10 protein-coding genes are annotated in these 15,738 nt (G+C 37.5%); 4 read left to right on the top strand and 6 right to left on the bottom strand.

What is annotated here, in order from left to right; translation table 11 throughout:
- Nucleotides 1-2: 2 nt before the first annotated feature.
- The 4 genes from bcsB to bcsR are packed head-to-tail and all read right to left on the bottom strand — an operon-like array spanning nucleotide 3 to nucleotide 5,876.
- Nucleotides 3-2,324, bottom strand: a complete 2,322-nt coding sequence (bcsB, locus tag GWJ01_RS08255) for a cellulose biosynthesis cyclic di-GMP-binding regulatory protein BcsB (protein WP_161710955.1) — start codon at nucleotides 2,322-2,324, stop codon at nucleotides 3-5.
- Nucleotides 2,325-2,383: 59 nt separating this feature from the next.
- Entirely contained in the window at nucleotides 2,384-4,969 is a 2,586-nt protein-coding gene (gene bcsA / locus GWJ01_RS08250; protein WP_109401527.1) for a UDP-forming cellulose synthase catalytic subunit, read from the bottom strand.
- Nucleotides 4,969-5,706 carry a cellulose synthase operon protein YhjQ/BcsQ gene (locus GWJ01_RS08245; protein ID WP_109392847.1) on the bottom strand — a complete coding sequence of 246 codons (738 nt, stop codon included), beginning with the start codon at nucleotides 5,704-5,706 and terminating at the stop codon, nucleotides 4,969-4,971. Before GWJ01_RS08245 ends, bcsA begins: the two co-directional genes overlap by 1 nt.
- A gap of 8 nt (nucleotides 5,707-5,714) precedes the next feature.
- Nucleotides 5,715-5,876: a cellulose biosynthesis protein BcsR gene (gene bcsR / locus GWJ01_RS08240; protein ID WP_227003111.1), complete on the bottom strand. Its 162-nt coding sequence runs from the start codon at nucleotides 5,874-5,876 to the stop codon at nucleotides 5,715-5,717.
- A gap of 890 nt (nucleotides 5,877-6,766) precedes the next feature.
- Here bcsR and bcsG point away from each other — a divergent pair.
- Nucleotides 6,767-8,512 (top strand): cellulose biosynthesis protein BcsG, encoded by a 1,746-nt coding sequence (gene bcsG / locus GWJ01_RS08235; protein ID WP_161710954.1) that lies wholly within the window; start codon nucleotides 6,767-6,769, stop codon nucleotides 8,510-8,512.
- A gap of 170 nt (nucleotides 8,513-8,682) precedes the next feature.
- On the opposite strand, the gene metK is transcribed toward bcsG, so the two are convergent.
- The gene (gene metK / locus GWJ01_RS08230; protein ID WP_075670747.1) at nucleotides 8,683-9,837 is read right to left on the bottom strand and encodes a methionine adenosyltransferase; all 1,155 of its coding nucleotides are present in this window, start codon (nucleotides 9,835-9,837) and stop codon (nucleotides 8,683-8,685) included.
- A gap of 689 nt (nucleotides 9,838-10,526) precedes the next feature.
- Between metK and speA the strand changes: the two genes are divergently transcribed.
- The 3 genes from speA (at nucleotide 10,527) to GWJ01_RS08215 (ending at nucleotide 14,571) form a co-directional block, all read left to right on the top strand.
- Nucleotides 10,527-12,434, top strand: coding sequence for a biosynthetic arginine decarboxylase (gene speA / locus GWJ01_RS08225; protein ID WP_109392850.1), 1,908 nt, complete (start codon nucleotides 10,527-10,529; stop codon nucleotides 12,432-12,434).
- A 103-nt stretch (nucleotides 12,435-12,537) separates the two neighbouring features.
- A complete protein-coding gene (gene speB, locus GWJ01_RS08220; RefSeq protein ID WP_036912424.1) occupies nucleotides 12,538-13,458 on the top strand; it encodes an agmatinase in 921 nt (306 codons plus the stop codon).
- Between the two features lie 333 nt (nucleotides 13,459-13,791).
- Entirely contained in the window at nucleotides 13,792-14,571 is a 780-nt protein-coding gene (locus GWJ01_RS08215; RefSeq protein WP_109401529.1) for an acetoin reductase, read from the top strand.
- Between the two features lie 88 nt (nucleotides 14,572-14,659).
- Here GWJ01_RS08215 and mutH read toward each other — a convergent pair whose 3' ends face one another.
- On the bottom strand, nucleotides 14,660-15,337 hold the full coding sequence (gene mutH, locus GWJ01_RS08210) for a DNA mismatch repair endonuclease MutH (protein WP_161710953.1): 678 nt from the start codon (nucleotides 15,335-15,337) through the stop codon (nucleotides 14,660-14,662).
- Nucleotides 15,338-15,738 lie beyond the last annotated feature (401 nt).

The following is a 15,738-nucleotide window of genomic DNA, read 5'->3' as shown; positions in this document are numbered from 1 at the left end:
GCTTAATCCTTAGCCGCTAAACGACGTTGGCTTCTTATTTTCATTGCTCGCCAAATAAGAAGAGAGACAAGAATAATGCCGATAATTGCCGCTAAACCAAGCCATATAGGGTGAGATGCAAACACATACCAAACTTCTTCCCACCAAGGTAAATAACCGACGAAATAAGTGTCACCCACACGTAAGCTATTTACACCAGACTCTCTGACTAATACCACTGAACCATGCATTGCATCGCGCTTACCGCTATCACTAATTGCCTCATTTAACAGTTTGTAACCTTGTGTACTATCAGCTAATAGAGCGACAACGCTACGTTGTGAAAAGAATGGGGATTGGAAACCAATAATTGCACCCATTGAGCCTTTAGACGTCAGGGAGATACGGCTATCAGGACGTTTATCAGTGGGTTGATAACTTGTGTGGCTAAAGATACTGATCTCACGAGAAGGCAGAGTAATTTCACTACGTGCTTTATCAATCAGTACATTCATCTGTTTATCATTATTTAATGCAGGTGGAATTGTGCCGATAAGTAGCAAATCTACATCCCTTTTTTGCACATCCTCTAATGAATCGGTTAATGAAACATTCAGTGCAGGATAACCTGTTTGAGCACCGATATTCCCGGTTGAAATTAATAGAGTAGACAACTGAGTTGGAGATGGTTGCTGATTAACAAAAATCAGAGTTTCGGACAGATCTGCATAACGGCTAAATGGGAAGCCTGCGTGGCTGTAAACCCGCAAGTCAGGCAATGCAATATAGTGTCGATAATCACCGGTGAAGTTAAAACTAGATAAATCATCAATTGCCACTGCATTTGGAACAGGTTGATAAGTAATACATTGATCTACTGATCCCCCCGGAATTGGATTGGTATAATCAAAGGCAAATGTAATTTGGTTACGTTCACCTAGTTTTACAGCAGGAATATTCAATAAATTCTTATGCTCAATCCAGCCCTGAATAAGCGGTAAATAAGCGATAACAAGATTATCTTTTTTATCTTTCTCAAGAGGATAAGCTTTAATGAAATGGTCGTTTACTGAGATAGACATACGAGAGGCATCTTGAAACGCAGGTGCGGTATAACGATAACGCAATTGCATTTGTAATCCCGTATTATTAAACATAAAGAGATCAGGCGGTAACGTCATATTCAACGTAATAGGATTCGGTTTTAATCCGCGAGATTGCAACTGGCCTTCGTAGTCTTGCAATGTATTAAAATAGATAGGTTTATTCAACTGTACCCATTTGGGCGCATCATAAGGCTCACGAGGGATCAATTTTTCTACTTCATTAATTGTAACGATATTTCCTCTGAAAATAACTTGTCCACGGGCTATTCCGTTTACGGCAGTGATCAAATCATTATCATCCCGTCCCATAATAAGAAGTAATTTAATATAAGGATTGGTTGGGTGTGTCAGTATTTCGATAGTTGGCGCTTTAACATCGGGATGCTGTTTTAAAAATACTGGTTTTTGTTTATTAGTTGCAAAAACAATACTGTGTTGATTTGGTAAAGCATCATAATAAACAGGGTAATTTTGCTTACGCCAATCAACTTGAGTACCAAACCAAGAAGAGAGTATAGCAGCCGCCTTTTGTTGAACTAAATTAGGTGATTGATTGAATACCATCGGCAGTGTTAATTCACCAAAATCACGGCTGTCAAAAAATGGCTCTGGGAAGTACGCTAATTCATTACCTAAACGGAGTGAATGAAAGGTCAAATTTAATTGACTACTTTTACTCACATCAAGCCAGAGTGTCGTATTTGCTTGGTTTTCACAAATTTCACGATAATGGCCAATAAAAGAGAGTTTTATATGATTAAAATCTTGAATAAATAAAGGATCAATTGGGATCGTAATTTGGTTTTTCTTACCTAAATCTTCCTGTTTTAAGGTAATAACTCCCATCAATTCATCATTCAAATAGACATTAAGATGAGATTCCACAGGAAGGAGTGACGGAGATGGTGTAAATTCTAAATCGAGAGTCGCTTTTGAAACATATTCATCACTACGTACACCAAATTCTAAATAGCCGTCAGGGCTAACGCCTGTTAAATGAAGAGCGCCATAACTAGGTGCTGTCTCTGCAAATTTTAATATCTTCTGACGAGTAGAAGGTATGACATCAGCAGAAGGCAGTTGTGTATTTCCAATACCTACTTGAGAAATAACTTCAGGAGATGCTTCAGTTAGTGTAACGGGGGGGGCTGAAATATTAGTTTGCGCCTCTTGCGTTTCATTTCCATGAACCGAAGAAGTGAGCATAAATAAGGCAAATATGAGAAAACGTTTTTTCATTATTGTTACCCATGATCTTATTGTTTATGAATAAATTCCCAGAAAACTGAGTTTTTCCTTCAAGACTGATGAAATATTTGTGAAACATTAACGCGTTGAGGGAGTAACGATGAAAGCCACAGCAAAAACAAACCGAGTAAGCGAAATGTGGCGTAAATAAAGTAAGGTGCACGCTTTAACAAGGTGTTATAACCTTGCATGCTGATAAAAATAATGTTCTTGAGACTGTTTAAAGGCCTGTCGGCTGGGAGTTCGTTTTGCCAATCAGCCCATGTATCGGCTCGCTCAAAAGTACAAGCGGTAAATTGGATAGCTTTTTGTGTTGTCATTTCAAGAAGTTGTAATCCAATAATTTGCCCATCAATACGTGAAATATTGGCATTAAAGGCATGTTCGCGCTGATTTTCACTGAGTAATAGAGTGATGTTTTCATTTGTAGAGAGTGAAAGAGTGACATTATCAGGCAATAGAATGGCACAGCTATTATCAGAAAAATCATAGAGATAACAGCGATAGAGAGAGCCATTATTTAACAGCAACATAGCAGGAACTTTAACGCGAACGCGAGGGAAACGGCGTTGTTGCTTTGTTTCGACAGAAACTGCAATTGCAACACCGAGTAAGATAAGGTTATAGCAAACCCACAATAAACACATCACAACAGCCCAAACTTCATCAGGATCGCCTGTTGCAATACGCCAAAAGGCAAACAAAATACCCAGTAAATTTAGGTTGAGAAAGAGTAAATAAGGGCGGTTAATTCGCCAATCGACAAAGCCTTTTTCCATCACGCCACCCTTGCCAGTAACGTTGAAAGTTCCTTTATGAGGAGAGAAAAGAGTACTCAACACTGGGCGGGTGGTGTACCACGCCAAAATCGTTTCATAAACTTCACCCCAAAATGAGTGGCGATAAGTACCTTGTAACTTCGCACTCGCGAGTGAAATATGGATCAAATACGGCACAACATAGAGGGCGATGGCAACTGCAGGCGCATAAATGATATAGGCATGGAAAAAAAGAAACGTCAGCGGTGCAAGTAAGAAAACCATCCGTGGAATGCCAGAGAAAAAGTGCAACATGGCATTTAAGTAACAAAGACGTTGTGGCAGGCTCAAGCCTTTACCAAAGAGTGGATTATCAAGTCGGAATATTTGCACCATTCCTCTCGCCCAACGAATGCGTTGACCTATATGAGCGGATAATGATTCTGTCGCTAAACCAGCGGCTTGTGGAATACGAATATAAGCTGATCTCCAGCCATGACGGTGTAAACGTAATGAGGTATGTGCATCTTCTGTAACTGTTTCAACAGCAATACCACCAATTTCATCCAATGCACTACGACGTAAAACGGCACATGAGCCACAGAAAAACGTTGCATTCCAAGTGTCATTACCATCTTGAACTAATCCGTAAAAGAGAGTGCCTTCATTCGGTGTTTCACGGAAATTACCTAAATTACGTTCAAAAGGATCGGGTGAGAAAAAATGGTGAGGTGTTTGTACTAAAGCCATTTTTTCATCTTTTAAAAACCATCCCATCGTAAATTGTAGAAATGAACGTGTTGGAATATGGTCGCAGTCAAAGATAGCGACAAATTCGCCAGAAGCGAGTGTTAAGGCATGATTGATATTACCTGCCTTAGCAAAATCGTGTTTTTCTCGTGCGATATAACGAATACCCAATTCTTGAGCAAATGCTTTAAATTCAGGACGATCACCATCATCAAGCAGATAAATAGTGAGCTTATCTTTAGGCCAATCTAAATTTAAGCTGGCATAGATTGTAGGTTTAACAACTTGTAAATCTTCGTTATAGGTAGGAATGAAAATATCAACGCTTTGCCATTGTGTAATGTCTTCAGGCATAGAAACGGGTTTTCGATGCAGTGGCCAAATACATTGCATAAAACTGAGGAATAACACACACCAGGCATAAGTTTCAGCCAATAAAAGCAGTAAACCGCAAAATAAGCTAAAATTATCAATCCAATAAAGGGTTGATTGATAACGCCACCAAATATATCGACATGCAATTGTTAGTGCCAACATAACCATTGCGATTGAAGAGAAACGTCCTGGAATATCACGGATAGCTAAGGCAACTAGCCAAAGGACAATCACAAAAACAAACTGGAACGTAAGATCAAACGGCTGAGTGATACTGAGCAAAATAAAGAAAATGGCAGAAATAGCGATGACGAAATAGAGAGCATACTGCCAAAATGGTGTGGCTTTTTTCTTATAGTCAATGATGTCAATTGCGATAGGAGTGATATGAATAAAGAGTTTTTTGTATGTCTTTCGAATATAGGAAATCAGTTGTGTGGGTTTTTTAATCAGCAAATGCGCGACATAATGACAAGCTAGCCAAATGCTTTGCAACAAATAGCGTAGAGGATCAAAAACTTTGGGGCAACGAGGATCAATATGAGGATATAACTCTCGTTGTTTTCTGGCAATTCTCCGCCAAAAAGGAGATTCCATCCGTAAAAAAAACCACATAATGCCCATAAATAGCTCGCTAATAATAGCCGCGCTACGAGATGCACCGTTATGGCGATAAAACTTGTAGTAACGAATAAGAATATGTTGTGTCATATTCTTTTCGACTTTTTTCGTGGCATCGTAAGATGATGGCATTATGGCTGTCCTTCTTTCCTCTCAAATAACGAAAAACACCATTGAGCGAGTTGCGATATTTCTTCTACTAACATGCAATTAGCTCGATAATCATATAAAGGTAAACGTGAGGCACAGGTTTCTAGCGAGGCTTCATCTCGATGAAGAACGACAGGGCATAATGGAAATGGTGTTGTTTGCCAAAATTGATAAAAATCTTGGTGAATTTGGCTGGTGGCACGAAATTGGTTAATCAGTACGTATTCAGTTTCAATAAATTCGTGCTGGTGAAGGCGAATATGGCAGTTGCTTTCTGCCATTGCTACAGTGAAAAAAATATCCGCTTTTTCTATCCAAGGTGTGAAAAGAGTGTCTTCTACATGCTGTAAATCCATTAAAATAATGGCATCAGGGTGTAACTGAATAAATGTCGTTAAAAAATGGGTAAGCTGTTGTTTTGCTGAAAATGACAATTGTAAGAGCAAATTATCCTTCATATTAACCAAACCAAAAGGTAACACTTGGTAGTGTGGTCGATAGTAAAAAATACTCTCCTCTATTGGTGTTTCTGCTAATAATGCCTGACTTAATGTGGTATTTTTTTGCTGTACAGGAAAATAAAAAGATAAAATATTCTCGGTACAATTATCAATAATAAGCACTTCTTTATTTTGTTGGTTAAATTGTCGAGCAAGGGCAATTGCTGTGGACGTTGTACCCACTCCACCTCTGAGTCCTTTTAATACAATAAGTGGCATAGTTAGCCTCATTTAGTCATGTAATGAAATGCATTAAGTAATGGCCATCGATAAATAAGCACACTATTTTGTTCTTCTTTATTGATATCCTGATAGTGATAATTATTTAATGAAAATAATTTTTTTAGTTTATCAATGTCCTTATTTAGATTATTTTTTTCTATTTTCATATTTGAGTTAATAAAACTTTCATTTTTCATTTTAATAACCTCTGGATAAAAGAAAAATAAATTTCTATCAAAATTAAAATCTCGATAAAATAGTGATTAATTAATGGTGTGTTATATTTATTTAAGCTTTCTATTTTAGAGTATGCTTTAAAATACATTATTTCAATTACGTAAAAACACATAAAATAGATATTTATTGTCTTATTTTCATAAATGATGACTATTGGTTTTATTTTTTATATTTTATTGGTTTTTTTTAATTACGCTCACTAAATAATAACTGAAAGAGTTTAGCTGCAAAATAAAGCAATAAAAAAGAAATGTAAATTAGCTGTTTATAACAATATATTAAATTATTCAAATCCGATAATCGTTATTATGTATTGATCTATATCATTTTTAATATAATAATCATTATTTTTAGTCTTTTAGTGATTGTTTATGTTCTTATATTTGGGTTTTTGTTTACTTGTTGATATTTATGTTTGTTGGTTGTTATGTGTTGTTATTAATGTGTACTTTGTTTTGTGTTTGTTTCGAAATATAAAAATAAGATAACTCTGTGTTTCATTATTTAATGTAAATAATTCATCACTTTTAAAAATAGACGCTATTATATAAATAGAACGTTGAGTGTTTTGTTTTTAAATCCAGCTTAAATAAGTTGGCTATCGCAATTGTCTTTCTTTTATATAAGAGGTCAGTATTTCCTGGCGAGATTTTCTTTTTTGTTGTTTTTTATTTAAGGGTTTTTACTTGGTTTTAAATAAATATTCTCTTATATGTTTATTTAGTAGTTAATTAAATATCAGAAGTAATAAAAAGACAGATGTGAGTAATCATATAACTGTCGAATTGGATTCATTTATACTAAAGAGTAGGAAATCAAAATGAACAAATCTAATACAACCCAGTTCGATTTTTTACATTACTGGCATGGGTTGGGAGCATGGAATTTCTATTTTTTATTAAAGTTTGTTTTACTTTGGTATGGTTATTTAAATTTTGATGCTTTTAGCAATTTACTTTTTCTAGCCTTTTTATTGTTCCCATTACCAAAAAATATTTGGCATAAAATGCGTAATTGGGTCGCTATCCCAATAGGGATAATATTATTTTACCACGATACTTGGTTACCCAGTTTTTCAACGGTTCTTGCACAAGGTGGACAGCTTAAACAGTTTTCCTTTGATTATCTTGTTGAGTTAACTGTTAACTTTATTAATATCAAAATGATAGGTGTCGCCTTTATTTTGTTAGTGGGCTACCTTTTTATTGAACAGTGGGTAAGGGTATCCGTTTTTATTATTGCGGGGGTGTTGTGGTTAAATCTTGGTGGGTTTACTCATTTTTCTCAAGGTGTGGTGCCTGCTGTTTCCGCTAATTCTTTTACGCAAGAAAGTAACATTAGTACAGAAAAAAACACGGTAGTAGCTAAAGATACTGAAGTATTACCAGCATCAGTTGAACCGCAAGTTTCCTCCGAAGTTGTACCAACTAAAGAAGTAGAGACTGTGTCTATTAATACCGTTTATCCACCACAAAAACTGAAGGCCACTAATAAGGTATTGGATGATTGGTTAACTCAGTTTTATGGTTATGAGAAAAAACGTATAACACCATTTCCTGCGCAATTAGCAGCCAATGCTCAGCCTTTTGATATCTTAATTATTAATATTTGTTCACTTTCTACTGCAGATGCGGCAGCTGTTGGACTACAAGAACACCCTATTTGGGGTAACTTTGATGTGTTATTTAGTCACTTTAATACCGTATCTTCTTATAGCGGTCCCGCATCATTAAGATTATTACGCGCGAGTTGTGGTCAGACTTACCACTCTGATTTATACGATCCCGCAGATGCACAATGTTTACTGATGAATAATCTGGCTTCGTTGGGATTTGCCAAGAAATTGGTTCTTGATCATAACGGGAAGTTTGGTAATTACCTCAAAGAAATTCAGCAACTCGGTGATCTTAATATCGCCTTACAAGATCAAGAAAATCTTTCTCATCAAATTACCGCATTTGATGGCACCAAAATTTACAACGATAAGGAAACATTACAACGTTGGTTGAAAGCGCGTGAAGAGTCTAATGAGAGTCGCTCTGTGACCTTTGTGAACTTGGTATCATTACATGATGGTAACCGTTATGTAGGCGAAAATAACACCGCTGATTATGGCAAACGCGCTTCTACATTACTTGATGACTTAGATGGCTTTATGAATGAGCTAGATAAGAAAGGAAGAAAAGTGATGGTGGTGATTGTGCCTGAACATGGTGCCGCGTTACAAGGCGATAAGACACAAATGTCAGGTTTAAGAGATATTCCAAGCCAAAGTATTACTACCGTTCCTGTTGGTATTCGTTTCACAGGAATAAAGGATAGAGCACAATTTTATCCTCCTGTGATTGTCGATGAACCTAGCAGCTATTTGGCTATCTCTGAACTTATTTCTCGTAATGTGAATGGTGATGTTTTTAACCAATCTGTTATTGATTGGAACGCCTTAGCCAGTGAGCTTCCTAAAACTGCCAATGTTGCGGAAAACCAAGCTACGGTTGTGGTTGATTATCAAGGACAGTCTTATATCAAGTTAAATGGAGGTGAGTGGATTAACTACCCTAACTAACTTTTTATAGGAAACAGTTTCATCATAAATCTATGTTCTCGTTTTCTCTTATTGAGATCCCCGTATGATTGCGGGTTTTTTTTTATGAGTTTGATAAATAGAAGCCAATAAAAAGACCACATCTATAAAGATGTGGTCTTATCAATAACGTGATGTTATTGGCAAAAGATTTATTTTAAGCCTGCTGCTTCACGTAAGATTTCAGCTTTGTCTGTTGCTTCCCAAGGGAATTCAGGGCGACCAAAGTGACCGTAAGCAGCCGTTTTTTGGTAGATTGGGTGCAGTAAATCTAACATTTGAATTAATCCGTAAGGACGTAAGTCAAAGAATTCACGCACTAACAGAATCAGTTGTGCTGTTGGAACTTTTTCAGTACCAAATGTTTCTACCATAATTGATGTTGGCTCTGCCACACCGATTGCGTAAGAAACTTGAATTTCACAACGATCTGCTAAACCTGCTGCCACGATATTTTTAGCAACGTAACGAGCTGCATAAGCTGCTGAACGGTCAACTTTCGATGGATCTTTACCAGAGAAAGCACCGCCACCGTGACGAGCCATACCGCCGTAAGTATCAACAATGATTTTACGACCGGTTAAACCACAGTCACCCATTGGTCCACCGATAACAAAACGGCCTGTTGGGTTGATGAAATACTTAGTTTGTTCATTTAACCATTCTGCTGGCAGAATAGGTTTAATGATCTCTTCCATCACAGCTTCATGCAGATCTTTTTGTGATATCTCTTCAGAATGCTGAGTTGATAATACAACAGCATCAATACCAACAACTTTATTGTTGTCGTATTGGAAGGTAATTTGGCTCTTCGCATCAGGACGTAACCAAGGTAAAGTGCCGCTTTTACGCACTTGTGCTTGGCGTTGAACTAAACGATGAGCATAAGTAATTGGTGCAGGCATTAATACGTCAGTTTCGTTGGTTGCATAACCAAACATTAAACCTTGGTCGCCAGCGCCTTGTTCTAATGGATTTGCACGGTCAACGCCTTGATTAATATCAGGTGATTGTTTACCAATCGCACTGATAACTGCGCAGGAATTAGCATCAAAGCCCATGTCGGAACTGGTATAGCCGATTTCACGAACAGTGTTACGTGTAATTTCTTCTATATCGACCCAAGCTTTGGTGGTAATTTCTCCGCCTACCATAACCATGCCTGTCTTAACGTAAGTTTCGCAGGCAACACGTGCTTTTGGATCTTGTTCTAAAATTGCATCCAGAACAGCATCAGAAATCTGATCTGCAATTTTATCTGGATGACCTTCTGAGACTGATTCAGAAGTAAAAAGGTGTGTAGTCATTATATCTCGTTACCTTAATACAAACGGTTTAAGGATGGATGTTTTAACATCTAGACGTCTATTTTATGACTCTTCTCTCTTTAATTCCAGTTTTTTTTAATCAAATATAGGGATAAAGCAGAATCAAACAGTTAATCTTATTTTTTATTGCTCACTATTTTTGTATCAAGAAAATAGGGGGAGAGAAAAAAAAGTTTTTTGTACTTTTTGCTTTGCATTTTTAACTAACTAAAGGTATAACCTCGCGGTTACTGTGAAATCTGAACACAGTGTAAACCGCAGGATTTCTGATCCTGTTTCTCTGTTAGGGAAATGGCTTATAGGTTTAAGCCATGTGTGGAGTGAATGGGTAATGATCCATTGTCTACAGGTTAGTCTTTTCAAAAACCAAAACAGTACTCGTCAATACTATACACGTAGTATATCTAGAGTGATTTCCTCTTTGAGCTCCTTCTCTTTAGAGCGAAGTTGTCTGTTACTTGCCAATAGGTGATTGTGTTAACTCGTTATAGGTTAACTCGAGAACTTTCTACTATTATGTCCTGCGTATAGCTGGATAATCATATAAAAAATATATAGTGAGTCATTACTTCCAACTGTTATTTATCAGTCGTTTCAGATTTTTGTCGGATAATTGACTACTATGATGACAGGCAAGGTATAAACTCATACTCCCTAAGGAGAATGTCATGAATGATAACATCGCTCGTAAGATGCAGCAGACCTATAACATTGCATATTGGGGGGGCGGTTACTATTTAGCGAATAATCGGGGAAATATTAGCGTTTGTCCTAATCCTGATGTTCCTGATGCAACTTTTGATTTAACCGAATTGGTTAAACGAGTTCAAGAAGAGCAATCGAACCTGCGTTTACCAGCGCTTTTTTGCTTCCCTCAAATACTACAACATCGTTTACGTTCGATTAATGCCGCGTTTCATCGTGCGCGTGAATCCTATGGTTATAAAGGTGACTATTTTTTAGTTTATCCAATTAAAGTTAACCAACAACGTCGTGTTATTGAGTCATTAGTAAATGCAGGAGAGCCTTTAGGTTTAGAGGCTGGCTCTAAAGCAGAATTAATGGCAGTACTTGCTCATGCCAATATGACAAGTTCTGTGATTGTTTGTAATGGTTATAAAGACCGTGAGTATATTCGTCTAGCACTCACTGGCGAAAAACTTGGGCATAAAGTTTTCTTAGTTATTGAGAAAATGTCTGAGATTAAAATGGTTCTTGAAGAAGCTGAACGTTTAGAAGTTATTCCACGTTTAGGTGTTCGCGCTCGTCTTGCTTCGCAAGGATCAGGAAAATGGCAGGCTAGTGGCGGTGAAAAATCAAAATTTGGTTTAGCCGCGACACAAGTTCTGCAATTAATTGATATGTTACGCCAAGCTGACCGCTTAGATAGCCTGCAATTACTGCATTTCCATTTGGGATCACAAATGGCGAATATCCGTGATATCGCAACCGGTGTTCGTGAATCTGCACGCTTCTATGTTGAACTGCATAAACTGGGCGTGAATATTCAGTATTTCGATGTGGGTGGCGGTTTAGGTGTGGACTATGAAGGTACACGATCACAATCTGATTGCTCTGTTAACTATGGCCTTAATGAATATGCGAATAACGTTATTTGGGCGATAGGTGACGCATGTGATGAAAATGATTTACCACATCCAACCGTTATTACTGAGTCAGGTCGTGCATTAACAGCACACCATACTGTATTAATTTCTAATGTGATCGGTGTTGAACGTAATGAATTTACGGCAATTACACCACCTGAAGATGATGCTGCAAGACCGATTGCAAGCCTTTGGGAAACATGGGAAGAGATGCAAACAAAGGGGCATAGCCGTTCATTACGTGAATGGTTACACGATAGCCAATTAGACTTACATGATGTGCATACTCAATATGTTCACGGTATGTTAAGCCTGACAGAGCGTGCATGGGCAGAAGAGCTGTATTTGAATATCTGTCGTCGTATTCAGTACGATTTAGATCCAAGCAATCGCGCCCATCGTCCTATTATTGATGAGTTACAAGAACGTATGTCAGATAAGTTCTATGTTAACTTCTCATTGTTCCAATCTTTACCTGATGCATGGGGTATTGACCAGTTATTCCCTGTATTACCTATTGAAGGGTTAGATAAACCACTTGATCGTCGGGCAGTTTTACTCGATATCACTTGTGACTCAGATGGTATTATTGACCATTATGTTGATGGTGATGGTGTTGAAACAACAATGCCAATGCCAGCTTATGATCCTGAATATCCACCAATGATCGGCTTCTTTATGGTAGGAGCTTATCAGGAAATTTTAGGCAATATGCATAACTTATTTGGTGATACGGCAGCTGTTGACGTTTACCTTGATGAGAAAGGCAATCTAACTTACGTGCAAAGTGAAGAGGGCGACACAGTTGCTGATATGCTTCAGTACGTTAAGTTAAATCCTACCGTGCTGTTAGAACGTTTCCGCACCCAAGTAAAAAATGCACAGTTAGATGAAGCGTTACAAGAGCAATTCCTAACTGAATTTGAAAGTGGTTTATACGGTTATACGTATCTGGAAGAAGAAGAGTAATTCTTCACTTTCCAATGCAAGAGTGATGTTATTAAACATCACTCTTTATCTATCATATTGATTTGTATGTTGCTTATTTTAAATAAGTAACAGAGGTAATAGCATGAAAAATAGTACGTTAGGTAATGAGACTGATAATTCATTGATCTCTAATGCATTTGGTTTTTTACGTTTTCCACTGAATTTTCAGCCTTATAGCAGTGATGCAGATTGGGTTATTACGGGTGTGCCTTTTGATATGGCAACATCAGGTCGTGCAGGAACTCGTCATGGACCTGGCGCTATTCGTCAAATTTCAACGAATTTAGCGTGGGAAGGTAATCGCTGGCCGTGGGATTTCGATATGCGTGAACGTTTAAGCGTTGTCGATTGTGGTGACTTAGTGTTTAACTTCGGTGATGCGCAAGATATGAGCGATAAATTACAAGCTCATACAGAGAAGTTATTAGCCGCAGGTAAAAAGTGCTTAACGTTTGGTGGTGACCATTTTGTCACATTGCCTTTATTACGTGCCCATGCAAAACACTTCGGTAAGATGGCATTAGTTCATTTTGATGCGCATACTGATACTTATGGTAATGGGAGTAAATTTGACCACGGTACAATGTTCTTCCATGCACCAAATGAAGGATTAATCGATCCTAACCACTCTGTTCAAATTGGTATTCGTACTGATCATGACAGTGATAATGGTTTCACTGTATTAGATGCTGCACAAGTTAACGATCGTGGTGTAACTGATCTTGTTGATCAGATCAAAGGTATTGTTGGTGATCTCCCTGTTTATCTGACTTTTGATATTGACTGTCTTGATCCTGCGTTTGCACCAGGAACAGGAACACCGGTTGTAGGCGGTTTAACAACAGATAAAGCACTGAAGATCCTACGTGCATTACAACCATTAAATATTGTCGGCATGGATTTAGTTGAAGTTTCTCCAGCTTACGATCAATCGGATATTACAGCACTTGCAGGTGCAACCATTGCTCTTGATATGTTATATCTGCAAGCCGCAAAAAAATAATTTCTGTTAATTTCAGAAAATAAAGACAAAGCGATATCTGTTAGGTATCGCTTTTTTATTTTCCTTCTATCTATGAATAAGTTAAGCATTTTTTGCTAATAAATAAACTTACTTCTCAAATGTCTTTTCTGCTCTTTTTAGTGCTTATTTTATCATTTATAGAGTACTTATTCTAAATGATAATTATTTATAGAGTGTTTAATCGCTATTATTGAGTTTACTAGCGAATGATCGTTATTTTGTCACCCGCCTGTTTAATTGTTACTGTTAATCTATTAACAAAATTCTTTTTTAGAAGAATTTTTTCATCTGTAAATATTCAGGAGAAAGACAATGGCTTTGAATGGTAAAGTAATTTTAGTTACGGGCGCTGCTCAGGGAATTGGCCGTGGCATTGCATTGCGTTTAGCAAAAGAAGGTGCTGATATTGCTCTGGTTGACTTGAAAGCAGATAAGTTAGCGGATGTTGCAAAAGAAATTGAAGCTCTCGGACGTAAAACAACAATTTTTGCTGCTGATATTAGTCATCGTGATGAAGTTTTTGCTGCTGTTGAACATGCTGAAAAGGCATTAGGTGGCTTTGATGTGATGATCAATAACGCAGGTATTGCCCAAGTTAAGCCTCTGGCTGACGTAACACCTGAAGATATGGATAGGATCTTCAAAATTAACGTAAATGGCACCATGTGGGGGATCCAAGCAGCATCAGAGAAATTTAAAGCATTAGGTCATAAAGGTAAAATTATTAATGCTTCTTCTATTGCAGGACACGATGGCTTTGCAATGTTAGGCGTTTATTCTGCAACTAAGTTTGCTGTACGTGCGCTGACACAAGCCGCAGCAAAAGAGTATGCTAGTGCTGGTATTACTGTGAATGCATACTGCCCTGGTATTGTAGGCACAGATATGTGGGTTGAAATTGATGAGCGATTTGCTGAGATAACTGGAGCACCAAAAGGCGAAACCTATAAGAAATATGTTGAAGGTATTGCATTGGGTCGTGCTCAAACCCCTGATGATGTTGCTGCCCTCGTTGCTTTCTTATCAAGTGATGATTCTGACTATATTACAGGCCAAGCAATTTTAACTGATGGCGGTATTGTTTATCGTTAATCAATAAAATAAAAAGTTATTTATCAATACCCTGTGTGATTTAAAATAATGACACAGGGTTATTTATTGCGGGCGATTTATAACGAAATTAAAGCTGAAAATAACGAGCAAGCAGAGGGGCGGTAAAATTCTTTTTTAAATAGAAGCCTCTGGGTAAGGTCATAATACGTTGCCCATCTTCACCAATAGCTTCTGTTAATGCTTTGCTGTTTGCGGCTTTGGGACGGATTTGTAAGACTTGCCCGTGACGTGCGGTAATGCTTTCTACTTTACCTAACACAATCATATCCATTAGCTCTTCCCAATCATGACGTAATAGTTCTTCTTCAGTACTATTAGGGCTCCAAAGTAACGGAGAGGCGACGCGACGTTGTGCTAATGGTATTTTCCTTTCTCCTTCAACAGGCACCCATAACACTTTTGAGAGCTTACGTTTTACATGGCTATTTTCCCATGTAATACCGCTGTTTCCAGTCAATGCTGCGACACAGACAAAAGTGGTTTCTAAAGGCATACCCAATCTATCAATTGGAATTGTTTTTAGTTCAATGCCCAATTCACTGAAATCTTGTTCAGGTTTGCTACCCGCACTTGCGCCTAAATAATATTCCAACAACATACCTACCCAACCTTTATCTCTTTTAAGATCGATTGGGATAGGGAGTTGTGCAAAAGTGGCAAGTTCACCAAAAGTATAACCCGCAAGCGCTTTAGCTCGTTCGAATAAAACCTGCTCATTTTCGGGGGCGACTGGTGGCTTAAACATAGTTATTATCTTCTTGTATAAATAATAGACAGAAAAAACGGGTTGTTGATAACGTATTTAGCTTTATTTTATTTAAATCATAATAGCATGATATATCATCATTTTTTTGAGTTAATTCGCTAATTGAAATTTATAATTCCAAGTTGTGCACGGTTATCCTGAAATCATAAACAGGCTTTTACACTAGGTTATCCACAGCTTTATGGGATAACTCATAGAAAGTGAGATCACTGTTCTGATTTACAGCCTTGACTTTTACAGATATTTGCCAAAATTATCCTATTTTGTCTAACTAATCGGCATAACCTGTGGATAAAACACCCTATGGTTATTTTTTGTACGATTTAAGCGAGAGGGTCTTTTAATTGTTTTATCCAATCGCTGAAATAGGCATTAAAATT

It is taken from the genome of Proteus sp. G2618, from assembly GCF_009915995.1.
Taxonomy (GTDB): domain Bacteria; phylum Pseudomonadota; class Gammaproteobacteria; order Enterobacterales; family Enterobacteriaceae; genus Proteus; species Proteus terrae.
The sequence above is the reverse complement of the archived record's forward strand: the minus strand, read 5'-3'. Positions and strand labels throughout refer to the sequence as shown.